16 protein-coding genes are annotated in these 25,183 nt (G+C 41.2%); all 16 read right to left on the reverse strand.

The window, feature by feature from the left end:
• Window positions 1-509: 509 nt before the first annotated feature.
• The 16 genes from B9Y69_RS08005 to B9Y69_RS08080 all read right to left on the reverse strand — a co-directional run bounded on the left by B9Y69_RS08005 (window position 510) and on the right by B9Y69_RS08080 (window position 25,182).
• Window positions 510-1,043, reverse strand: coding sequence for an RNA polymerase sigma factor (locus B9Y69_RS08005; protein ID WP_085472408.1), 534 nt, complete (start codon window positions 1,041-1,043; stop codon window positions 510-512).
• A gap of 222 nt (window positions 1,044-1,265) precedes the next feature.
• The gene (locus B9Y69_RS08010; protein WP_085472409.1) at window positions 1,266-2,558 is read right to left on the reverse strand and encodes a DUF4302 domain-containing protein; all 1,293 of its coding nucleotides are present in this window, start codon (window positions 2,556-2,558) and stop codon (window positions 1,266-1,268) included.
• Between the two features lie 6 nt (window positions 2,559-2,564).
• Complete coding sequence (locus B9Y69_RS08015; protein ID WP_085472410.1) at window positions 2,565-3,452, reverse strand: zinc-binding metallopeptidase; 888 nt, start codon at window positions 3,450-3,452, stop codon at window positions 2,565-2,567.
• 1 nt (window position 3,453) lies between these two features.
• A complete protein-coding gene (locus B9Y69_RS08020) occupies window positions 3,454-5,040 on the reverse strand; it encodes a RagB/SusD family nutrient uptake outer membrane protein (protein WP_085472411.1) in 1,587 nt (528 codons plus the stop codon).
• A 27-nt stretch (window positions 5,041-5,067) separates the two neighbouring features.
• Window positions 5,068-8,646 carry a SusC/RagA family TonB-linked outer membrane protein gene (locus B9Y69_RS08025; protein WP_085472412.1) on the reverse strand — a complete coding sequence of 1,193 codons (3,579 nt, stop codon included), beginning with the start codon at window positions 8,644-8,646 and terminating at the stop codon, window positions 5,068-5,070.
• Window positions 8,647-8,834: 188 nt separating this feature from the next.
• Window positions 8,835-9,986, reverse strand: a complete 1,152-nt coding sequence (locus tag B9Y69_RS08030) for a FecR family protein (protein WP_085472413.1) — start codon at window positions 9,984-9,986, stop codon at window positions 8,835-8,837.
• Window positions 9,987-10,044: 58 nt separating this feature from the next.
• Window positions 10,045-10,587, reverse strand: coding sequence for an RNA polymerase sigma-70 factor (locus B9Y69_RS08035; protein WP_085472414.1), 543 nt, complete (start codon window positions 10,585-10,587; stop codon window positions 10,045-10,047).
• A 275-nt stretch (window positions 10,588-10,862) separates the two neighbouring features.
• Window positions 10,863-11,879 (reverse strand): TlpA family protein disulfide reductase, encoded by a 1,017-nt coding sequence (locus B9Y69_RS08040; protein WP_159451824.1) that lies wholly within the window; start codon window positions 11,877-11,879, stop codon window positions 10,863-10,865.
• Between the two features lie 22 nt (window positions 11,880-11,901).
• Window positions 11,902-13,032 carry a TlpA disulfide reductase family protein gene (locus tag B9Y69_RS08045; RefSeq protein ID WP_085472416.1) on the reverse strand — a complete coding sequence of 377 codons (1,131 nt, stop codon included), beginning with the start codon at window positions 13,030-13,032 and terminating at the stop codon, window positions 11,902-11,904.
• A gap of 62 nt (window positions 13,033-13,094) precedes the next feature.
• Window positions 13,095-14,033, reverse strand: coding sequence for a hypothetical protein (locus tag B9Y69_RS08050; RefSeq protein ID WP_085472417.1), 939 nt, complete (start codon window positions 14,031-14,033; stop codon window positions 13,095-13,097).
• 1 nt (window position 14,034) lies between these two features.
• Window positions 14,035-15,489: a RagB/SusD family nutrient uptake outer membrane protein gene (locus B9Y69_RS08055; protein ID WP_085472418.1), complete on the reverse strand. Its 1,455-nt coding sequence runs from the start codon at window positions 15,487-15,489 to the stop codon at window positions 14,035-14,037.
• Window positions 15,490-15,500: 11 nt separating this feature from the next.
• Window positions 15,501-19,061: a SusC/RagA family TonB-linked outer membrane protein gene (locus B9Y69_RS08060; RefSeq protein WP_085472419.1), complete on the reverse strand. Its 3,561-nt coding sequence runs from the start codon at window positions 19,059-19,061 to the stop codon at window positions 15,501-15,503.
• Between the two features lie 98 nt (window positions 19,062-19,159).
• Window positions 19,160-20,350, reverse strand: a complete 1,191-nt coding sequence (locus B9Y69_RS08065) for a FecR family protein (RefSeq protein WP_144036525.1) — start codon at window positions 20,348-20,350, stop codon at window positions 19,160-19,162.
• A gap of 127 nt (window positions 20,351-20,477) precedes the next feature.
• Complete coding sequence (locus tag B9Y69_RS08070; protein WP_085472421.1) at window positions 20,478-21,068, reverse strand: sigma-70 family RNA polymerase sigma factor; 591 nt, start codon at window positions 21,066-21,068, stop codon at window positions 20,478-20,480.
• 184 nt (window positions 21,069-21,252) lie between these two features.
• Complete coding sequence (locus B9Y69_RS08075) at window positions 21,253-22,293, reverse strand: GntR family transcriptional regulator (protein ID WP_085472422.1); 1,041 nt, start codon at window positions 22,291-22,293, stop codon at window positions 21,253-21,255.
• 27 nt (window positions 22,294-22,320) lie between these two features.
• Window positions 22,321-25,182, reverse strand: coding sequence for an alpha-L-rhamnosidase (locus tag B9Y69_RS08080; protein ID WP_085472423.1), 2,862 nt, complete (start codon window positions 25,180-25,182; stop codon window positions 22,321-22,323).
• Window position 25,183: the final 1 nt, after the last annotated feature.

The following is a 25,183-nucleotide window of genomic DNA, read 5'->3' on the forward strand; positions in this document are numbered from 1 at the left end:
TAGTTGCTAAAGAAGATATATTTCCTCCTTTTCTCACTGGGGTCTATCGTAAAATTGTTTCATAGCCATTGCGTTTTGTTATTCTTGAATTTCCCTCTGTTAATCCTCTTTATTCATCCCCTTTGTTAAAATAAATACCAGCATCCTCCGGTCGAAAGCACTAGGGTAATGGAGGCGACTGTCCGCCACGGAAACCATCGGGTTTTCTGTGATTCATGACGTGTGCATAGCCGCCTCCACGTTACCTCCAGATCAATCTGCTCAAGCCAATAAACTTCTTCCTCTCCTTTTTTCTCCATCAATTCCTCAAACAGATTTATATTTCTTTCACTTTCAAAAAACCAAGCATGTAAGAGCCGACTTTCTGAGCGTAACAATGGTTTGCGCTCATAGCACTTGATTAAAATAGTCGATATTAGCAATGCCTCAGTCTTCATCATCTATAAGTATGAAACCAAGGCCATTGAAGTGGGGTGACAAGAAGTTTACTTTTTTTGAAGGAACGATTACTAGACTAATAGCACCACGAGTATACTCGCAAAATCTTCGGGGCTTAAAGTCTTCCGTAATACACGCAGACCACGCTTTTTATGCGTCTTGATGGTATTAATAGTTACCTTGAGCTCTTGTGCGATTTCATCGTTGGAGAGCCCTTCGATATAGCTTAAAATCATGACCCTCCGGCATCCTTCAGGGAGCTTCTCCAGACGATCTTGAACAGCAAGCATAAATTCTGCTCGAATAACCTGATGTTCGTAGTCGATATCATCAAGCTCTTGAAAACCTGTTCGGTCCCAAAATCGAGCTACTGTCTTACTTTTCCGATTCAGATTGAATACGGCAAATTTGACCGATGAGTAGAGAAAGGAGCGAATGGCAAGTTCATGTTGGGAAATTTTCTTTTTATGTTGGAAGTACGACAGGAATGCATCATGCGCAAGGTCTTCCGCTAAGATTTCATTATGCACCATCTGCCACGCAAAATAGCATAATGACTTGTAGTATTTTTCATATAAAACATGATCTGACCGGTTTAATCCCATTCTTTTCTCTTGTAAGGATCACAATCAAAATGATTGTGATTTGTATCGAAATTTTACCGCCAAAAAGTCAATTATTCGTAATATATGAAAAAAATCAAAATTTTATTTTAATAAACAAAAAAAATACATCATAAAGAGAGGCTTTAAAAGAAAATGCGACACCTAATATTAGGTGTCGCATTTCAAATTAATTAGTAACAATAAGAATTTAGATAAAACCTATTATTTATTTAACGGATCATCAATATCATCCAAATAAAGTCGAAACGTATTTGTCGGTATACCAGTATCAGTAAGCAAAATACTTCTAGGTTTATTTGACCCATCGCCTGTTATTCTAAAGGTTCTATTGTTAAAAGGCGTTGTTAACTGATTCAATCCAGCTGTCCACTGTGCTACACTAAAGCCTCCTCCAAGGTTATAAATTTGTCCCTCTAAAGAAATACGTACCTGGTCTTCAGTATCTGGGATAACAACAAGATTATGTGTAATCAAGCCCGCAAGAGCTCCACCCTGCATCACATAAACCATTCCACGAATACCACTATAGGTACCAATATAATAATTGTTTAGCGTAAGTTTATTGTTGGTCAAATTCGTTTTTGCTGTATTCCAGTATGGTTTACCTGTAGCTCCGACATTGCTTATCGAGGTAGACCATAGGTTTTCTCTAAACCATACATTCAGCGGTGCTGCATTCGGTACAATTTTTATAGCTCCACTCTCATCAGTATAATATCCATAACGATACTCCGCATTAGGCTTTACATACTTCATGGAGCTAAATTTAACACCATCCAATTCTGCTTCTCCATAAAACTCCAGTCCACCTGGAATTACGCGAAAAGTTAAAAGCTTACTGTTTGCATCCGAAGCATCTTGAAAGGTCCGCATGTTATACGTCAACGGCACGAGCTCTCCAGCTTTATTCTTTAGGTTGAAAACACCAAAATCTAAAAACTCTTCGTTCGCATCTTGATACTGGGAGGGCATGGTGTCAAATTCATTACCATTCAATGGTAGCAAAACGATTTCATTTCCACTTTTCTTCCCTTTTAGCAAGACTTTTTCTGGGGTTGCCTCTAATACTATAAATTCAAAGTCTCCCTTCATTCCTGTATCATCAGCACCAATACCACCATTATCCATACCTGGTTCCGTAAAGATGTGTACAATTTTATTGAAACCATTCAGCGACAGAACAACCCCAGATTCTGGCAGCACTGAATATGTGCTTGTCAGTATATCTTCATCTACATCTGAGGTCAGTGTCACTTGTGCATTTGAAATGAATTTAGCGAACAATGTGTACCCACCGAATTCACGGTTACCACTTGGAAAATATTTCATAAGCCACCCCGCCTTATTGGCCTGCAAGATACTATGGGCATGCGCTACAGCTTCTGTCATACGAGCCGAAGCATTCTTATCAAATATCGGGTCTTCCGTACGCTTACATGACATAATCAGCGCAAGCGGAAGTAAACATATAATAAATAGATGTCTTAATTTCATGGCTTTCTAGTTTAAAGATGTTTGATCTAGAGTCGGTAATTTAGCTTGGCGCTCGAGAATATCATCCCGTAGAACATCCATATCAATTTTCCACACACTCATAAAGTAGGTTTTCACGATGTTCAGTTTCGCTTCAAGAATAGCTCGACCAGCGGTTCCACCTCGATTCAACCGTGCCTGCCACTGTGCTGGCGTCAATGTAATGTAGTACGAATAGACTTCAACAAAATCTTCGGAAGCTTCTTTAGCTGCGTAAGCCGATATAAAGCCTGCAGCAGGGGCCGTATTGTCATTAAACTCCGTATTCCAAGCATCGGCTACATAAGTAGCTCCACTAATAGCATTGAATGTCCGAGGGAAATCCTTTGTCTGATTCAATATATGCGCAAACTCGTGGTGAATCGTGTGAAAATAATAGAAATTCAAAAACTCAATATCTGAAGCTGTTTGATCGTTTAAGGCATTTAGATTATACATGGTAATCTTTCGACCTCCTTCCGCCGTTCCCAATACCATTGTTCCGTTGTTCCGGTAAGCTGGAGAACCAATATAAGTCAACAGCTTAGGAAAATAGGACCGAATAAAGCCGGTACTACCTGTGATCTTATCGTATGGCTCTATCCCCAAATAGGTAAACAATTTGGTCATTCTGACCGCACTTTGATAGTTCGCCGGGCTTAAATTATAATTCATGTCAGACTCACCGTCGACATATTTATAAACAATAGATACATTATAGGGCTTTACATATTTATTCTCTATATAAAGATCCAATTCGTTCTTATCAATCTTAGAGTCTACAAAGATACTATCCGAGGAAAGTTTCTCCTTGGAGCATGAAAAATGTAGGAGAGCCAAGAGAGCAATTGCATATTTAAAAGGATATCTTTTCATCTTATCTTGGATTAGGAGTTAAACCTGCACTTATAATTTCCTGCGGAAGCTGAATGGCCTGGCGGTTATCCCGTGCAACCAATTTAGTTGCCGTTTCCACCGAACCAACCTCTCCACCCGAGGTGAGGACACGTCTTTCAATTTCGATTCCGTAACGTTTTACATCAAACCAACGAAGTCCCAAATGCATGGTTTCCAAACGACGAATAAAAAGTAACGCGTGCAGCATGTTCTCTTGAGTTCCTGCTTCTACAGTAAATTCAGTATTAAATTTCTTCTTTGGCGTTGGCATCTTTGGCGTATGATAAGCCAGTCGGTTTCCCCAAGTATTGATACTAGCCACAGAAAAAGTAGCTGGCGGAGCAGCTAAGGTATTATCGACCCATCTTTTCATGTCCGTGACAGCTTGATCAAAGCGTTTTAGGTGGATTAAAGCTTCTGCACGTACCAACATCGTTTCTTCCGTCGTAAAAGGAGCATGTACCGCATGCCGGAAACCAATTTGCGCCACAGGATCGGTAAATTCAAACATATAGGAAACCCGAGCTACTAAATTTTTATCCAAATTAGTTCCTCCATACACATAAACACGTGGTATATATCCTGTTGAGCTCCTGACACCGAAAGGCGCATCGGAAAGGAAAGTCTCCGTATTAGAAATAAGGGCTCCATGGCTATATCTAGAGCCAACATAATACGCACCAAAATACAAGCCCTGATTAGAGAATGATGTTTGTAGCATTAGATTAGCTTTCTCAGAGCTGGCGTTATAAAATACAGCTAATCCTGTCACGCTACTTACCGCATTTGCTGCAATCCCTCTATTGTTACGCAATATCGGAGCTGGGTTTGTTCCTATCGCAGCATCGGCGTACTGTAGCGCTTTTTCCCAATTCTGCATGTAAAGCGCGACACGCGCAGCTAGTGCATTTGTTGCAGCTAGATTCATATGGAATTTTGGCGTGGAACCATAAGAAGCATCGTCAATTAAAGGAAGCGCTTCTTCCAGATCTTTCACAATAAAATCATACACTTCCTTCACGGTGTTCCGTGTATATTGCGGGTTCAGAGTAGTTTCTGATTTAAACATATACGGAATCCCTAAATCAGTCGCTGCATTTCCTTTGGTATAATGTTGAGCAAAAGTATTAACCAATACAAAATGATTAAAAGCTCGAGCGGCCAGCGCTTCTCCTCGCTGAGCGTCAAGAGAGGAAGGGTTTCCGAGCTCAGCAATTGCTTCAAGCGCTAGATTTGCACTTCCAATCGCTTTGTAACTAGACTCCCACAACTCTTTGGGACTATCGAGTCCTGTCTCGCTAACATCTTTCCATCGAAAGATTTCCTCTAACAAACGTTCACTATTCGGATTACTACTACCATAGTCATCCACATTGTCGGACGAAAACTCGGTAAGACTTAGATTGGAAGACTCTGCATATGCAGAAACTAGAAGTTTATCAATTTTCGTTTCGGTGTTAAGCTCCGCTCTATTATCGGGCATCACATCGAGATACTTATTACATGCGCTAAACCCTAAGCTTAAAGTTAGGAAAGCGATAATATATCTATTTTTTCTTACTTTCATAATTACATAACTTAATATCAACAACCATTACAAACCGACACGTAAAGTCAAGGTATACTGTCTTGGAATTGGCGCAGCCACCCCACCAGCATTCATAAACTCCGGATCGTGTCCGTTCAGCTTCTTATCCGCATAAATCAAAAACAGATTGGTCGCATTGAAACGTAATCCCAAGGAGTTTAACTTCCAAGGTTCAATGAAATGTTTAGGAAAATCATAGGATAAAGACACGTCTTTCACACGAATAAAATCGCCTTTAGCCGTTCGAACCGATGAGTAATTATAAGCGTTGTACGCATGTTTTAAGTTTCCGCCATAGACATTATTCTGACGTAGTGAGGCAATAGCTGGCACATTTGTTTTCTCTTCATCTCCGGCAACCATCCAACGATTAGCAAACTCACGCGTAGAAGATGTTAAGTCAGAATAACTGTTTTTGAACACAGGGTCTAAACGTACAACGTTTCCATATGAATAGGTGATAAATGCATCTAACGCAAAGTTTTTATAACGAAAAACGTTACGGAAACTACCATAGGCAGTAGGGTCTATTGCTCCTTCGTACATTAAGAATCCCATCTTTTCCCGTTCCTGGAAATAAATATCAGTAGTTGTTTCCTTACCTTCCTGTCCAATGAAAACAGGTAATCCTTCATTATTAATGTTTACAAAAGGAATAGAATACAAACCACGAACAGGACGATTTACGGTAGCAAAACCAGTACCTGTAATTAGATCTATAACACGACTCCGCGTGTCCAATTTGGTTACATTAGTTGTTACATGTGTATAGAAAAAGCTGGACGTCCATTGAAAATTATCCTTTTTCACAATAGATCCTGTAAGACCAAGTTCCAGACCTTTTGATTTCATTTCTGCAACATTTCCAAATTTCGAAATAAATCCACCGAGTCCCTGGGTATTCACAATACCAATCAAGTCAAAGTTGTTTCGCGTAAACCAATCGAACTCAACATTTAATCGATTATCAAAAAAGCCCATTGATGTTCCTACATTCAACTCATGCTTCTTTTCGTACGTTAATTCACCATTTTTCGGATCTTTGACTTGTAGGCCCGACTCACTATCAAGCGTACCTGGTCTCCAAGGAGTATAGGATTCAATAACAATATTTGAATTCGTCACATTGGTTGGTCCTCTATCACCGGTTAAACTATACGACCCTTTCAGTGTAAAGTGAGACAAGGTTGGCCTCCATGCCTGAAAAAAGTCTTCTTCATGAACATTCCAGGAACCGCCAATATTCCAAGTAGGCATCCATCTAGCGGAACGAGATTTCCCTAACTTATTGGCTCCTTCATAACGTACCGTACCATTCAAGACATACTTTCCGTCAAAAGAATAGGTCGCCGTAGAAAAGAAAGCAACCTGCCTAAAAGCTGTATTACCCATTGAATAGTAATGCGAGTTCTCTTCTTGTCCTCTCTTGAAAGCAAGGTAATTGGCGAATGGACTTTCTCCTAAGTCATACTGCATTCCCCACGCACGAAACCATGAATTATTACGAGCGATATCGCTAATTTCAGAACCACCAAAAATAGCTAGCGCGTGTTTATTAAAAGTCTTGTCAAACTGTGCTGTAAAACGAAGAAGTTTATCCATCATTTTATGGTCGGTACGGTTGTAAATCCCGCCTTCAGGAAGAACCGTTACCGGGATGGCATATGGATCTGAAGGGTCTTTATACAAGTACGGATTGGTGTCTCTTATTGCCGTGGTAGGCATCCAACGATATGCCGTTGCTTGATTAGATTGATCTTTTACATGGTGATGCTGCGCTGAGGACTGATAACGGATACCTCCGAAAGCTCCAAGTTCCAATCCAGGGATCACCTTCCACTTTAAATCACCCATAAACTTCAATTCGGCTACGTCAATATCCATATAATTGTTAGTCAACTCATTCAAAATATTAAATGGGGCATAATTTCTGACATAGTAGGTGTTTGGGTCTAAAGTTCTAGATGTATTCATTGCATAAGAATACGGGTTAATGTCAAAATCTCGTTTCACTTCACCAAACACGACATCAGTAGCCTGTCCTAGTGTCCCAGGAGCTTGCTGATCCCGGTATGAGCCATTAGTAATCAAATTTAACTTCAGCGTAGGTAGGATATTATAGTTGGCATTCAAATTTGCCGTATACCGATTTACACCACTGCGTTTCGTCCAGCCTGGATCTACCAAAGCACTTACAGAGCTATAGTATTGAGATTTCTCATTACCTGAAGCCATACTAACGGAGTGATTATGTTGCAAGCCCGTACTGAACAACTCTTTGAACCAATCCGTGTTGCGGTACTCCGCTTCTCTCAAATAAGCGTTAACGTTTTTTTGATCTCCAAAAAGATCATTGTATAGTTGTCCTTTATTTATCAAATCGTACATTTTACCGTAGACCCCACTTGATGAAGCATTTGATGTTTCTGCCAAGCGCAAATATCCTTTATTGTACATATCTTGATACACCGACATTTGTTCCTGCGAGTTCATGATATTGAACTCCGAATAACGTGGAATAGCGCGAGAAGTATATTCTCCTGAATAGTTCACAGAGCTTCTTCCTGAGGACCCTCGCTTTGTTGTTATTACGATAACCCCTGCCATAGCACGGGCACCATAAATGGAAGTTGCCGAACCATCTTTCAAAATCTGAAAAGATTCAATGTCATTGGCGTTTAACCCCGCTACAGCAGAACTAATCAATGTTAAGGCATCTCCCGAGGATAGCTGATCCGCATTTACGTCGGCAACATCTTCGACAATCATACCATCGACAACCCACAACGGCTTAGAACTACCATAAATAGAAGTTGCTCCACGCACACGGATACGAGGCGCTGTACCAAATGTACCGCTAACATTTTGTACAGAAACACCCGCAACCCTTCCCTCAAGGCCACGGCTAGGATCAGGCAAACCTCCAATCTGTGCATCTGCACCCGACACCTTGGAAGTTGCCCCTGTAAACAAACGCTTGTCGACACGCATTCCCATACCAGTAACAACCACCTCTTCAATTTCGCTTTGCTCTAGTTTCATTTGTACGTTAATAGCTGACCGGTTTCCAATAGCAACTTCCCGATCTGAATATCCAACATATCGAAAGACTAACGTGGCACCATTTGGTGCTGCGATAGAAAAATCACCATTTTGATCGGACATCACAGAAATAGCACTCCCTTTTATTGTGATGGTCACTCCTGCCAATGGTTTTCCTTCTTCCCCTGTGATCTTACCGGTAATACGGTTTTGTTCTTCAGCAGTAACAGGATCTACCGTAGGAGACGCTTCTTTATATGTTATTGATATGGTTTCAGCAATAATCTTATACGAGTACTTACTGCCGGGCAGCAACATATTGAGTGCCTCCAAAAGACTTGAATTCCGTACATCCATCGTCACACGTGAAGATCGTTTTAGAACCTCATCACTGTACAGAAATTTGTAATCTGTCTGTTTGCTAATTTGTTTAAAAGCATCTTCCAGTTTAGCATTACGAAGGGATAGGGTAACCTTTTGGGCGTTCCCTTCGGCATAAACCGAAGTCATAAAAACCAACAATAGAGCGGTTGTTAATTTCATAATTCGGAGAATTATTGGCAAAGGCACTGCTTTACAGCCACTAAGGACTTTGCCAAATGAGAAGTTATTCATACATTTGAGTAATTGGGTTAATGTGTAAGATTAGTATTCTATTTAACTTAATGTTTAACAGGGGTGCTGGAACACTCCTGTTTTTTATTTCTATATGTATCGTTTTTCCATATCGTTTATTTTTTAGTGATTAATAGTTTATTCTTGTCTAGTGTAAAATCTAATTTACTAACGAATTCAAGCATCTTTAAGACCTCCGACAACCGTACATCACGACGTATTTCACCGGAATAAGTTTCGGTTAATGACACTTCTTTAGTCAAGGAAATATCCAGGTCGTACCATTGCTTTAACTGATTGGCAATACTGACGATATTATCCTCTTGGAAGAAAAACTCATTATTTTTCCAAGCCATAACTTTTTGAAGGTTTGCCTTTCGTACGCGAAGGCTCCCCTCCGTCCATTCTGCGCTTTGCCCAGGAGCAATAACCACCGATTTTGTTGCGCTAGTCACTTCGACACTGCCTTCTAGAAGGGTTGTTTTATTTCTTTGTTCATACGCTGAAACATTAAAATGCGTACCTAATACTCGCACCTTCATGTCTCCTGTTTCCACATAAAAGGGGTTTGAAGCATCTTTTGCAACCTCAAAATACGCTTCTCCTTTTAAGAAAACACGTCGCTCATTCTTCGCAAATTGTGCTGGAAAACGAAGTTCACTACTGGAATTAACCCATACATTGGTTCCATCTGCAAGCGATATTTTAAAGAAATTAGCCGCAGGTACAACCAAGGTATTCAACGCAGTGGGAGCATGAACAGAAGGGATAACCTCTGTCTCTCCATGGCTCATCATGTTTCCGTTGACAGCAACTCTCAAAGTATCCGACACCGCGATCTCCTCTCCATTAGCTAAGATGATATGTGCGCCAAGATTAGCCGGCAGGACGTCATTTTTATATTTTGTATTTGTACTTTCTACATAACGTGGGTTGTCGACAGGTTTTGATGTTCCCCCTATATACCAATAAACTGCAGAAGCAAACACAACAGCCAACATGGCGGCGGCAGACCAAATGATAGTTTTTCGCTTTTGGGGTTTTCTTTTATGTTGTATACGTTCCCACGCCTTTTCCTGATCCATAGAAGCCAACCAATTCGTCTCTCTATCTCCTTCTTTAGCCATAAGTTCATCAAAAAGTTGCTTATTTTGGCCATTTTTCTCTAATAGCCAAGCCTGCAATATGTTATTCTCCGAACTAGAAAGCTGTTCGCGTTGATAGCATTTAATCAGAATGGACGATATGGCAAATGAGGTTTTATTCATAATCTGGATGTAAGAAACCTAAATCATGAATTGGGGTGACAAAAAAAATAAAAAAAATTTACCTGACTGTCGTGAGAAAAAATGCGAATAAAATTGAGAAATAGTCAGCACGTAAGTTTTTACGTAAAAAATTCAGTCCTCGTTGTTTTTGCGTCTTAATTGTATTTACACTTAATGCCAATTGTGATGCAATCTCATCGTTTGACAAGCCATCCACAAAGCTCATGGTCATTACCATTCGACAACCTTCTGGTAACTTTGCCATACTTTCTGCCAACGCAGCCATAAATTCAGCTCTTATAATTTGATGTTCATAATCAACATCATCAGTTTCTTTAAAACCAATACGTTGCCAAAATTTTCGTTCCGTTAAACTTTTACGATGTCGATTGTAGACCGAAAATTTCACAGAGGAATAAAGAAAGGATTTAATTGCCGTTTCATCAATCGATACGGTATTCTTTCGCTGGAAATAAGCTACAAATGCATCTTGTGCCAAATCTTCCGCCAAATTTTGATCACGTACCATCTGCCATGCAAAATAGCATAGTTGTTTATAGTACTTATCAAAAAGGATTTTATCGGAATTAAGCGACGTCATCTTTCCAACTGTTAGCAATGAAAAAGGTTAGTTCGTATCAAAAAATCATGGCAGACCCCTTGATATTATAAAATCTAAGGTAAGTAAAAAAAGTATAGTTTCAACAGCACAATTAACAAGAAAGTAAAATATCATAGCACGAAACAAAAAAAACGTAGGGTTTAGACTCCTACGTTTTCAATTTATCATTAAATAAATTTCAAGTATAACGACTTTCACTCCACCCATCACTTGCTTACACAACAATAGGGAGACAAAAAGCCTAAAAGTTACTCCTACTTAGAAAACAACTCCTGCAAATAAACCTTAAGATCATTTCCACGGATATTCTTCTTTATGATCTTACCTTCCGGGTCGATCAAAAAAGTAGTCGGTAATGTTGTTACAGCAAACCGCTTTGAGGCGACCGCTTGATCCCCAGGCAGGTCATGCAGCTGCACCCAAGGAAGCTGCTGATTTTGTAACGCTTTTTTCCATGCACCCTCACTTTTATCGGTAGAGATACTAACAATTTCAAAAGGCGCTGATTTTTTGTATTGTGCATAGACCTCACGTAACGTTTTGAACTCCTCTATACAAGGGCCACACCAGGATGCCCAAAAATCCAACAGAATATATTTCCCTTTAAACACTGCAAAATCAATGTTCTCTCCTTTTTCATTCGGTAAACTAAAATTCTTTACCAGCGCACCTTCCTTAGAAAGTAAAGCCCCCTGAATCTGATTTCCGGCAGACTTTCCATAATCCGTTTTTTTCACCGCGTCCGACAAGCCTTCGTAACAAGCTAAAGCTTGCTCGGGCGTCAATGCCTTCCCATAACGCTCCAGAATAAAAGCCGACGCAAAAGAATTAGGATGGTTACGTACCACCGTCATTAACGCTTCCGCTTCATTTGTTTCGCCTACCAATCGGTTGTACGCATTGAGCACATCATGTGCTTTGGATCCTGAAACCTGAGCCGTATAAAAAGACTCCAGATCACCTTCAATAATAATCTTGGAAGGCTCACCGATCAAAATTCCGAAAGGAGCATAACCACCATGTTTTTTTGACTCCGCTTCCGCGGCCAGCATGTGCCGCGTAGGACCAGAAAAAGGTCTTTCCATCCGCCACGCACCATCACGCACAACAGCTGTATCATTTTCTCCTGTAATGTTATTATATAGGAACACCTTCGTATTATCAAACTTCCGATCTACCCTTCCTTCCAGCACAACTTTACCTCCGTCTTGCGCCTGCACGCCAAGAACGGAAAAAAAAGACAGCACTGCTGCTGCCTTTATCTTTCTCATAATTTGTCTATTCATTCGTCTACTATAATAATTCTGCCAATTTCTCATGCAACGCTTCACCACGCAAATCCTTCGCTACAATCTTTCCATCCGGACCGATCAAAAAGTTTTGAGGCACACCACGGACACCATACAACTTCGCCGCTTCATTATTCCAGAACTTTAAATCGCTCACATTCGTCCAAGTCAATTTATCAGCCTCGATTGCTTTCAACCATAAATCTTTCTTACCTGGTTGATCTAAAGAAACACCTAAAACAGTGAAATTCTTATCCTTAAACTTCGCATACGCTGCTACGACATTAGGATTCTCTGCACGACAAGGACCGCACCATGACGCCCAAAAATCCAATAGCACATACTTCCCTCTAAAGTCAGATAACTTGACGGGATTGTCGTTCACATCGTTCTGCGTAAAATCAGGCGCTAACACTCCCACCTCAGTCGCTTTTGCAGCCGCAATTTGTTTGGCAAAAGCCTGTCCCGCTTCGGAATCACGGACAGCGGTGGATAAACGGTTAAAGTCAGGTTCTAAAGCGAGGATTTCGGACCCCGAATACAACTGATCTTGAATCGCTAACAAACTGAAATAAGAAGATGGATTTTTCGCAATATAATCTTGTTGCAGTTGTTTCTTCTTATCTGCAAATTTCATGTACTGCTCCCGCAATGGTGTTGCAAACGATTCGTCTTTACGTTGTTCAGGAGTGGCACTGCTATATTTTAAATTAATAGCATTGATACCATCCTCAGACTCCTTCAACAGGTTTTTATACGCAACATGCGCATCTTGCAATGCACTCCCTTTGATCGCGGCCGTCTTCACCGAATCTTTAGCCAGGATCGTTGTCTTGCCCTTATCGACATAGAAACCAATCATGTCACCATTTCTGCCAATATTGTCCCAACCTTTATTCTCCTGATCGTAAACAATATAAACCATCGTAGGACCATTTGCCTCTCCTTTGAAAGCAAAACTTCCATTAGTTACCTTTACCGAGTCCAATAGCTGACTGTTTGGCGTACGGATAGACAGGAATATCTGTCCATTTTTTTGCGGTTGTTGGATCTTACCGTCAATTGCAAAATTTGATTTCTGCGCAACTGCTGCACCCGGAAGGGCTAACAACAGCATCATTTTTAAAATTTTCATACTATCTATTTACTTAATCCTTTATTTATACTTGATGGCCTATTTTTATACCCGCTATCCTCTTACTGAAAGCTACTTAGCATTTCACGGTATTTGTTTCCCGCTGCCTGGATATCCCAGTTGTAGGTGTCTCGAAAATATTTCACAAACAAATCATACTTCTGTCTGCGCATTGCATTTCCTTCTAAATAATTTTTATTGATATTTGCATAAGACTCTAATAAAATAAGTTTGAAGAAAGCCGCATATTCATCCTTAAAGGATGCAGAAGAATATGCGTCTAGATACCCCCCTTGGTCAGCCAATGTCTGCCAATCTCTATTTCTTTTGGCCAAGTCATAATCAATAAAATACTGATCACGAATCTTTGTAAATGCAGCTCCACCATCATACGGTTTACCAATTTTTTCAAACCCTGGTATCTCTTCCGTAATACGATCGCTTATCATTCTACTCAGATTATCCCACACCGCTTTCGTCAATACCGAATCTCTGTAATAGTGTGTGTCGGGATCCACTACAGGCTGTGCACCATAAGTGGCATTAGGCCAAACAAAAGCCAGTCTATTCCGAGCAATAACATTAAACTGATAGCCATAAGCAGGATGTCCATACGTTTTCACAAAGAAAACCTCGTTAGGCATAACCTGTTGCGCATAAACCTTAGAAACATTAGACAGTAGCGTTTGCATATATACATAAGCACTCTGCCGCATATTCTGATCGACTTTTTGTGCTGGAAAACGAGCGTTATTTACATCCTGTCCCAGATAAGCGTTATATACCTCTCGCGACTCGTTAAAATCCATCCGTACCCAAACATTGTAGTCGTTAAATAAAGATTTCTCAATCGGGTTCGCATCCTCCTTTGGTTTGAACTGCTGTTCAAAACCTAAGCTTTCAGAAGGCACTATACTGGCTTCTTTAGTACAACTAGTCCATGTAAAGTTCAACAACAGAACCCCCATAAAAGCATAAAAAAGTATTTTGTTTTGTTTCATTTTATCTTGGATTTAAAGGCATATTAGGGCTATTCTCAGACTCAGAAGGTGGAATCTGCATCAAATAGCGTGAATCATCTTTCGCCAAGGTATACACCCGGGCATCCTTAAACACATGTTGGATCTCAGGCTTTCCTAACCGGCGTAAATCCATAAATCGTAAACCTGCATCAAGCCCCAACTCCAACCGGCGCTCTGCTAAGATCCGATCCAACACAGCCGCATTATTTGCAAAGTCAGTTGCTTTCAACGTTACGACAAAATCCTTACGCATACGGCTCGCTAAAATTTGGTTTATATCTTTCAAGGCAAGCTCATCTTTACCCAATCTAGCCTGTGCCTCAGCCCGAATAAGATAAGCCTCACTTGCCTTAAACCCGACATAGTACCAAATCAAATCCTGACTCGCGTACATCTTGTAAACAGTCTTCCCCGTTTTTATTGCTTGAACAGCATTCTCTTCAAATGGATCAAAAATAAACTGTCTATAATCTGTTAATTCCCCGTAACGCTTTGTTAATGCCAACAAATCCAAAGAAGGTTTCATCGAACCCGTTGCATAATAATAAGGGTTGGTTCCAGCCCTACCGCCAGTAAAAAACAATAGCTCTTTATTTGCTTGGGTATCCACAAAGCCATATATATAAGTCAACACATTTTTGGCGCCACTTTCCGCCAAACGTTTCTCTAATCCCGAAAGATCGGCCAAAGGATAGAAATCAATAACAGTTTTAGCATGTGCTATAGCCGATTCATAATTCCCCATCATAAGGTCTACACGCGCCCTGAAGAGTTCCAATGTATTGGATGAAAAACGGTAGCGATCGGTGATCTTCTTTCCAGACAACAGCTGGCTCGCCTTATCAATATCAGCTACAATCTGGTTCCAGACATCTCCTACAGGTGTTCGCACATTATTTCCAGCATTCGCATTTACATCGTCTGCGGTCAAAGGCATCGGGACGCCTGGCGCATTCAAGTTTTTTACATAATACACATCCGCATAAAAATTAATCAGGTAGAAATAACTAAATGCACGCAATGCATACGCTTCCCCTTGAACCTGTTCAAAAAGTTGCTGCTGAAGTGGCGTAGCCTCCAGTTTCTTTAGGTTATCTAAGACCGTATTTGCGTAATAGATACTCTTGTAAAGCTGCCCCCAGTACGGATCCACAAGTGATTCCGGTGGTAAAAGTGAGGGTGCGAAAGTAAACCAACGCTCGTTCTCCTGCGTAGGTTGAACCTCTGCATTTAGATTCGCATATATATTATCCGTCAACATCTCTGTCTTGATAAAGAAATCTGTCCTTGGGTATCCGCCCAATAGAACAGCCTCATAGTCTTCCAGCGATTTCGGCATCATGCTATGCACCGGCTTGATATCCAACATATCTTTGCAAGAACCGAATGCCAGTAAAACCACCAGTAACAGGCTATATCTTAAAATAGTTTTCATTTGCTTAAATATTAAAATTGAACCGATAGAGATAAAGAATATGAACGAGGTACCGGAAGGAAGGTATTGCCGAAATTTATATTTCTATTTCTAGTATCTGAATATGCAACAACACTCGATCCTTGTGCTTCCGGATCTTGACCTTTCAATGCTTTATCTTTCCACACATGAAGGTTATTTCCCTGTAATGCCAAACGTATATTTTGCACGCCTAAAGCACGCAGCCTCGGTGTAAAATAATCGTAGCTAATAGAAACATTCTGGAGACGGATAAAATCACCTTTTACGGTGCGTAAATCCGAATTATCAAACATAGTTCCATTTGTTGGTGCAAGCGCGGTCAATTGTGTATCGGTACCGACCTCAAGAACAGGGATATTCGTATGCGCCTCATCGCCTGGGTTCTTCCAACGGTTCACCCATTCTTTAGACATATTTTGAGTTGGATCCGGGAAGCCTAAGTAACTACCATTAGACATATTACGCAAACGCATCACGTTGCCAAAACTACCAATGAAAAGAGCCGATAATGTCACTCGTTTATAGGTAAATGTATTAGTAAATCCGACCTGCGAAGTAGGATTCATGACCCCAGAATATGCCAGTCCATTGGTATTCGTCATCCCATACAATACCTTCTCGCCTTCTTTCGCCGTATAAAATGTAGCTCTTCCAGCCTCATTTAGTCCTGCATAGCGATAAGACCACAATCCATCAATCGGTTCTCCAATAATGGCTGTCGCCGCATAATTGCTTCGTCTCGGATTCGTTAGATTCTGTACCGTTGGCTTGGTGTATACATCCAACACTTTGTTTTTGTTAAATCCAAAGTTGATATTAGAAGACCATCTAAATTTCTCATTGTCGATATTGATGGTGTTTAGCGAGAACTCCCAACCGCGGTTCAGCATCGAAGCCCAGTTTACCTGCACACTCTCAAAGCCAGTCACTTGTGAAACCTGACGATTTCCCAACAGATCCATCGCTTTCTTATTGTACCATTCAACATTGAACATCAAGCGTCTCTTAAAGAAACCTGCTTCTAAGGCTACATTTCCTGTATAAGTCTGCTCCCACTTAAGGTTCGGATTCTTAGGCGCGATAATAGTTAAGTAATTGCTTGGATTCTCTGGCACTACGGCACCAATATTCGCCACAAGGTCTGAATAGGCCTGTGCCGCAACATTCCCTTGACTACCATAAGAGCCTTTCAAAGTAAGGTATGATAACCAATCTACATCACGCAAGAAGCGTTCTTCTTTCATTTGATAATTGGCACCAATTGCCCACAACGGTTGAAACAATTGATTGGTTTTTAAACCAAAACGATTGGAACCATCTGTCCGCACATTGAAACTCAAAGTGTATCGATTATCGTAAGTATAGTTTACCGCCCCCAAATAAGAAACATTAGCACCATCGCTTAGATTCTCTTTCCAGTAGGGAACACCAATTTTCTTCATATAATCATACTGTGGGACTTGTTGATGTCCTCGATCATGGGAATAACCATAAATTTCTGTTGAGACGTCTGTTGTTTTAGACTTGCGGACTTCCTGACCGACCATTACATTAAGGTAATGCACTTCCTTGAACATCGGGTTGTAAGTCAACTGATTTCGGAAAGTAATAGACCCATTGTATGAACTCCGATCTTTACGATAACCGCCTTCAGTCCATGTATATTTATATTGTCCGTTCACGATCTCACGATCGTTTCTTTTACGGATGCGTACAAAGTAACTGTCATCAACAGCGATATCTTCATCGGTTGTATTTTGTTTTGCATAGGAGAACAAACTATTAAATGTTACGTCCTTCAGCACCTTGTATTCAAGATCCACAGAGCCTCGAAGACCGAAGTTTCTAGAATCCCGCCATCCCTTATCTCTGTTTTCCAAGAAATTGTATTTCTGTTCGTTCAGGTAAAAGTGGCTGTACGTACCATCAGGATTGAGTGCCGGTTGCGCACGCGTGGTGTAGATCGCGTACTCAAATGGATTTTCTTTAGAATCTACGGCAAAGAAACTATTGTTCTCGCGCGCATTAATATCCATCATCACGCCCAGGCGAATCTTATTATAGATTTTAGTGTATACTTTAAGAGATCCTGTATATGTCTTTTGTCCAACCCCTTTCGCTGTCGCCTGATCATTCAGGTAACTTCCAGAAGCATAGAATGTTGTTTTTTCATCACCGCCAGATACACTGAGGTTCTGTCTGTTTGAAAAGGAAGTTCTGAATAAGTGCTTGAACCAGTCGGTATTGACTGTTTCAAGATAATTGACACGTTGGTTAAACTCTTCCCATGTAATCTTTTTATCTGTCAGGTCAATAAAGTAGCGTTCAAAATCTGATACCGTATTGTATTGATCAACGGCTGCTGTTACTGCATTGAAAGCCCCTCGTTTTATCATCTCCAAGTTCACATCAATGCGCTCCTTAGAATTCATCATATAAGTATCTTCAATGCGTGGTCGCTCTCCAAAAGAAGCATTGCTTGTAAAACCAATTCTGGTCTTCCCGGCACGACCTTTCTTGGACGTGATCACAATAACGCCATTTGCTGCCCGCGTACCATAAATTGCAGTCGCTGCAGCATCTTTCAATACGTTGATGCTTTCAATATCTTCGACGTTCACCCCGCCAATTCCAGACGCAATAAGGTTCCGGTTTGTCATAATATCATCGACTGACACATTCACCGCATCGTCTAAGATAATACCATCTACCACCCATAGCGGTTGCACATTACCACTCAAAGTGGCCGTTCCTCGGATACGGATCTGCGGCATTGCACCCGGAGCACCTGACGTACTCATCACCGTAAGTCCCGGTACCTGTCCTTGCAATAACTTGTCAATATTAGGTTGGAAAATCGTCTCCAGTTGTGCCATATTTACCGTAGCGATAGATCCTGTCAACGATTTTTTCTCTAATTTTTGGTAGCCCGTTACAACCACATCATCCAGTTGGTTTTCTACCGGCGTAAGACGAACCTCTAGCCAAGTTTTTTGCTGTAACGGCACACTTAATGTTTCATAACCCAAACTCTTGAATACCAAAGTAGCATTGCCACTCGTTACCGAGATTTGGAATGTTCCATCCACATCTGTCCCTACCAGATTCTTGGCGTTATCTTTTTCACCAACCGTGATCCCCGGCAAGGGCTTACCTTGATAATCCATCACACGGCCACGAACCTGTACTTTTTGTTGTTTTACAGATGAAGGTTTTGCTGTAATAACAATTGTTTTATTATCAATTGTGTATTTGAGTGGCTGATTTTTAAAGCAGTAGTCAAGCACCTCCTGTACGGTGGCATTCTGCATGTTTAGATCCACAGCAGAATTAGATTTTACAAGCGATTCATTGTAAAAGAAATCACAATTACATTGTCTTTTTATTTCATTAAACACTTCAGCTAGTGTTATTCCTTTTCGGTTTATGGTCACTTTCTGCGCAAACGCCGCCATCGTCAATTGTCCGCACACCAGTGCTAACAATATCATTACGATACGCTTACCCAGGGCAACTCTTTTCAAGATTGCCGTGGCATTCATTAATTTCATTGGTAGTAATTTATTTGTTCATCATTTACGGTCAGCTAGGCTTCTAGAAGCGTAGCACTTAGTTGGTTTGTTGTTGTTGTTGTTGTTGTTGTGTAAAACTATAGCATCAAAATAATCCTCCTTTCTTTTAGCCCGGTTGGCACTATGTGATATCTTATCTGCCCTGTGCGGCGCAATATTTCTAATACTTCTGGCAGACTTTTTTCACGCGAAATCACACCAGTAAAACCAAAGGAATCCGAGCGTCCAACCACCTGCACTTCCACGCCATACCAGCGCGACAATTCATCGGATATGTCATTTAATGTTGCGTCGTAGAAAGCAAACTCATTATTTCGCCAGGCATTAACCTCATAGCATATAGCAGGCACAACTTTAATATCACTATCATTAAAACCTACAACACTACTTTGTCCGGGTTTCAGAATACGTTCCTTCGCACCCGTTGAAACTTGTACCTTCCCTTCTAATAGCGTCGTTATAACATGACGCACCGTATAGGCCTTCACATTGAAGTGCGTCCCTAAGACTTTCACTTGTTGATTTTTAGACTCGACAATAAACGGTTTCTCTTTGTTAGGCGTTACCTCGAAATAAGCCTCGCCTTGGAGTTTTACCAAACGTTCATTCCCTACGAAGTTCACATCATAGGTTAAGCTGGAGTTTGCGTTGAGCCACACTTTGGTTCCATCGGTTAACACAACAGCGCCCGTCTGACCTTGGGGCACATTGATTTGTTGTACCATTGGTTCCTGTACAACATCGGATGCCTTTAGCTCATAAAAGGAAACGCCATCTTGCTTTTCCCGAGAAGCGTATTGTGCGGCTTCATGATCTGCCAACGCTACCACTTGACCGTTCGGCAATGTTAATGTTACGCCTGTCGGTGTTTCTGTAGTATCCTGTACGGCTGCTATAGGACCTCCCCCTGTTATCATGCTGTGGTCCTTATTCCATTGGTCAAATCCTACATAAAAAATAATGATTGCAGCAGCGGCGGCAGCCCATCGCCAGATTGTAGATGAAATAGACCTTACGCGCTCTTCTTCATTTTCGGCTACGGTGGTGAAGATCAAAGCTTCAATGCTTACATATTGTTCTTTCGAAAGTCGAACCATATCGGGCAGCACCTCATTTTCTCTAAGTTCCTGTCGGAACACTTCATCCACTCGTACCTCTAATTCCGCACAGAATTGATCATCCGACAAGCCTGACACAAATTGCTCAGCCTCTTCAGGTGTACACTTCCCCGCTAAATACAAGTCAAAAAGATCGTTCCTGTTCTTCATTTTTTCTCCAATAGCAGACCTCTTCCGTGCCGCCTTTACGTATAATACGTAGGGCACAGATAAAATCTATGTTCATAAAAAAAGTTTTTTTGATTTTTTTTCGCGAGAGACTTTTCGAATACGAAAATTATCTCCAAGCGTTGACTAGTGCCAAGAACAGGGAGAACAATGCTCCGCCTAGCTCTGTCTTTAAAAAGCGCATTGCTTTTGCCATATGGTCTTTTACCGTTCCGATGGAAACGCCTTGCAGCTGTGCCACTTCTTCGTAGCTCTTTCCTTGAAACTTACACAATAGAAAAATTTCTTTTCGCTTAGCCGGTAGTCGGTCGATCGTCGCAGACAATAGCGTAGACATTTCTTCGACCTGATTCGTCGGTTCGTCTAATTCATAATACAGTGTTGCTTGTGTAAGTAACGCATTTCTGACGGCTTCATTTGTGGCCGACTTTCGAAAATAGTCGACTACGAGATTTCTCGCTATGGTATGTAATAGAGACCATATGCCTTGCTCAATACGGACGCGTTCCCGAATTTCCCATAGGCGGACAAATGCGATTTGGTGTATTTCAAGAACTGCTTCTTCGTCGGGTAGAAGTTTGTTGAGTCGGTGCAGCAAGTCCGAGGAGTATCGCGCATAAAGCTGAGAAAAAGCGTCTCTATCTCCCTTTACGAGAAGAGCAACCAGCAAATCTTCATCTAATCTGTCTTTCTCAAACATAACCTTACCTCACAATATTGGGGACATTATGTCTTCCCCATACTGCAAATCCTTCCAATTTATGGAGGGCTAATTTAGAAATAAAGTTTGAAATCGAAACGACAATATCTTCGAAGAAAAATCAATCGTCACTGTCTATGTATGAATCCCATCCTCCTTTTATACAAAGGAGATTTTTTAACGTCTAAATGGAAGCCCGCATTGTTAAATAAAAAGGCGCCTCTAGGTGTTCTACAGACTTGTTTTTAATAAGATTCGCAGCAAGTCTACCCATATACTCAAAATCGGTCGAAATCGTAGTAATCCCATTGAGGATAAATTTCTTTAGCGGTGTTTCATTGTAAGAGATCACACCAACATCCTGTCCGACCTGCAGTTTTTTTCGGATAATCTTATCCAAAAGTTGTACGAGATCATCCTCAGCAAGATTAATGTAACAAGCACTTTTCTCCACCTTCTCTTTACTGAGGTCACTAACCAACAGGTGATTAAAAGCATACTGTTGGCAAAACTTATAAAAACCCTTAATAATAGCTTTGGGGTAATCGCTATTATCCGGAAAAATAAGCTTCAACGTCGTATATTTACTTAAAGCGGAAAGAGACTCTTCTAAAGCACCGTATATGTCCTTTTCATAATTTTCAAACACAGCCGGAAAACGATCATTGATATCTTCAATATATTTGCCCAACAACACCAGTTTACCTGTCGGGATTAACTTATTTATGACATCTGCAGCCTGATCCCTCCCTTCCTTAAAGTGGGGAAAAAGTACATAATGGTCATAGTTATTACTCATATTACCGAGTAGATTTCTAAGAAAGGATATGTCACTGTTATATACAAACAAATCTATGGCTGCCGCATCGCTCATCTCTGTTGCAAAAGAGTCATACACCAGCTTTTTATGCGTACTTAGTTTATTTAGAAAAAATGCAATTTTAACGCGATTCTGCACATCAGCAGTAGCAACATAATATCCTTTCCCTGGAATAGATGCGATGACGCCTTGTGTTTTCAAAAACTTATAGGCCTTTTCCACCGTGTCGCGTGAAATATCAACATATACACTCAACTCATTAATCGAAGGAAGCATGTCGTCCTTTTTAAGCGTTCCTTGCTTCACCGCATCTATAATAGCAGATCCAAGCTGCTGATATTTAGGTGTGGCCGAAAAATCATTTATCTGTAACGTCTTTAAAAACTCGCTCACTAAATTAGGCATTGATAGATCTATATGGTTTGAATAGATCTAAGGTAATGAAAAAATTGACTTTATAATATACTTGCCGGACCCAAGTTTCAGGATGATCTCCTCTCCCTCCTGAGTAACGCGATCTCTTAGAAAGGTACGATCTAAAGGCTTCCCATTAAGAAGAATATCTTTCGGTGAGGCCGCCCTCACGTAACACAGGGCACTCGTGTTCACAGGGATATCTACCTCTTGTACAACATGCGCGCCTTGGATTTCCCAAGCAGATTGTATAAGTCCATTTATAGAGCGGTAGCTCCCACTCGCTTTTTTGATTCCATTCTGTCCAATCTCCGGTCGCACCACAATCTTCCGATACGCATTTTCCAGGGACTTAATACCCAAAATATTTTCAAACATCCATTCATTGACAGATCCAAAAGCGTAATGACTAAAAGAATTCATAGCGGCATTGTGTACAAAACCTTTACCTTTAATGTAGCTGTCCCACCGTTCCCAGATAGACGTTGCTCCATTTACAATTTCGTAACCTAGAGAAGGGTATTCTGTACTCAAGATCAGCTTATAGGCCTGATCCGATGCGCCAACTTTACTAAGGGCCGGTAAGAGTGGTTTAAAACCTAAAAAACCTGTCGCCAATCGGCCACCGTTAGCGGTAATCAGCTCTTGCAGATAGGCTCCAGCTTGCTTTTCACCTTCAGGAGAAAGGATACCTGCAAAGATGGCGTTAGCATAGGCCGTTTGTGTGTGACCAGAGAATCCTCCTTGGCCCTCTACATAGCCACTTCCATCACCATACAAGCTATCCTGTGTCTTCAGCTTTCCGTCAGCAGCAATATAACGCGCCTTAAACCCCGCTTGAGAAGCCTTCATTTCTGTATCGAAATAATCGGCCTCCTCCTTTCGTCCGATAGCCGCACTCATCTCTCTCATTAACTTATTACAGTAGAAATAATAGATCGATGCAATCAAATCGGGGCTCGTCTTCTTCCCTACCGACAGCCAATCTCCGAATCCACCTTTCGGTTCAATATCAGCAAAAGCTCCTTCAGGGAAAATATGATTCGTCGTACGACCTTTAAGGAACTCCATAAAGCGGAGCATATTCGGGTACGACTGCTTCACCACTTCGTGATCACCATACGCTTTAAAAACTTCGTAAGCACAAATGATACCCGCCTCAGACCAGCCCGGAGAGAATGAATCCGACGGGCGGATCGCTGCAAATCCAGCTTTGTTTTTTGGAATAGGAGCATATATAGGATATGCTCCATTTTCCCATTGCGCATCACTAAGGTCCTGAATCCATTTTTTGTGAAATGCAGCAATATCATTGTTAAAAATCGCGGACCGCATGTATACTTGTGCATCGCCCGTCCAACCTAGTCGTTCATCACGTTGTGGACAATCCGTAGGAATATCCAGATAATTAGCACGCTGTGTCCACACAATATTTTGGTACAATTGATTCAAGAGACTGTTATCCGTTTGAAACTGACCCGCCTCGTGTAAGTCCGAGCTCATTGCTAAACCCGTCAGAAAATCTGGCTTCGGTTCCTCCTTGAGTCCGGAGATTTCCACAAATTGAAAACCATGGTAGGTGAAACTTGGTTCCCACTGCTCTGCGTTACTATCACCTCTAAAAATATAGGTATCGGTCGCACGAGCTTTGCGTAGATTCTCTGTTACCAAGCTTCCATCCGGATGAAGCATCTCTCCATATCGGAAAACCAAAGAGTCTCCCGCGATGCCACGTTGCTTTAAACGGATTATACCGGCAAAGTTTTGTCCAAAATCAACTATGTATTTGTTTTGTCCGACCTTTTTTATAGTTTTTGCAGAAAGCTCTTTAACAACACGTACGGGTTCTCCTGGATAGAGCTGCAGCAGTTGACCCGGTTTATTTTCAAACTCCCCAATCGGCTCCCACTTCGAGTCATTAAAACCAACCATACTCCACTTTGTTGATAGCTGACGTGCATCGTACCTCTCTCCCTGCAACATGTCTGCCTCCTGCACATTTCCAAGGCCCCATTTCCATGATTTATCCGTTGAAACCGTTTCACGGGAACCATCTTGGTACACGATTTCAATCTGCGCTTTTAGCATCGGAAATTTTCCATAAAACTGATTCACCTGCGGTGTACCGACCAGCAGTGCATATCCTAAATAACCAGCATACCAACCTGTACCTAAAATAGCACCAAAAGCGTTGTTGCCTTTCTTCAGCTTTGTTGTCACGTCATAAACCTGATAGTAGACCCGCTTATTGTAATCGGTCCACCCCGAACTAAAGAAGTCATCTCCCACTTTTTCACCATTAATATAAAAGTTATGTAACCCTAACGAACTAATATATAAACGAGCCTCTTTAACAGGTTTGGTCAATACGGCTTCCTTACGTAAATAGGGAGACGGAGGTAACTCATACGCACCTCCTTTAGCCAAATGATTTAAATCCTTACCCACCCACTTTGCTCTCCAAGCCGATTCGTCCAGCTTCCCCATTTCCCAGCGCGCGTTATCGCTCCAGCGACCAGCCACCCCATCTTGATTCCATACCCTTACTTTCCACCACACTTGCTGCCCCGACTTTAGCGCAGCTCCCTTATAATACACTTGATTGGTCTGATTACTAGTCACCTTTTTACTATCCCATAGATCTCCTACTCCTTTATTCAGCTTTTCAGATGAAGAAGCCACAATTATCTGGTAAGCTGTTTGTTTATTGTCAAATCCTTCCGCCACAAGTTCCCAGCTCAATCGCGGTTTACGATCATCAAGAAAGGGATTTATCTTGTATTCCACGCGAAGGTACGTGGGACGGATTGTCGCTTTCGCGATAAAGGAAATCGACAAAAGGCAAAGCAGAGTCGCTATATATAACAAGTCTTTCTTCATT

The sequence above is a fragment of the Sphingobacterium psychroaquaticum genome, assembly GCF_900177625.1.
Lineage (GTDB): Bacteria > Bacteroidota > Bacteroidia > Sphingobacteriales > Sphingobacteriaceae > Sphingobacterium > Sphingobacterium psychroaquaticum.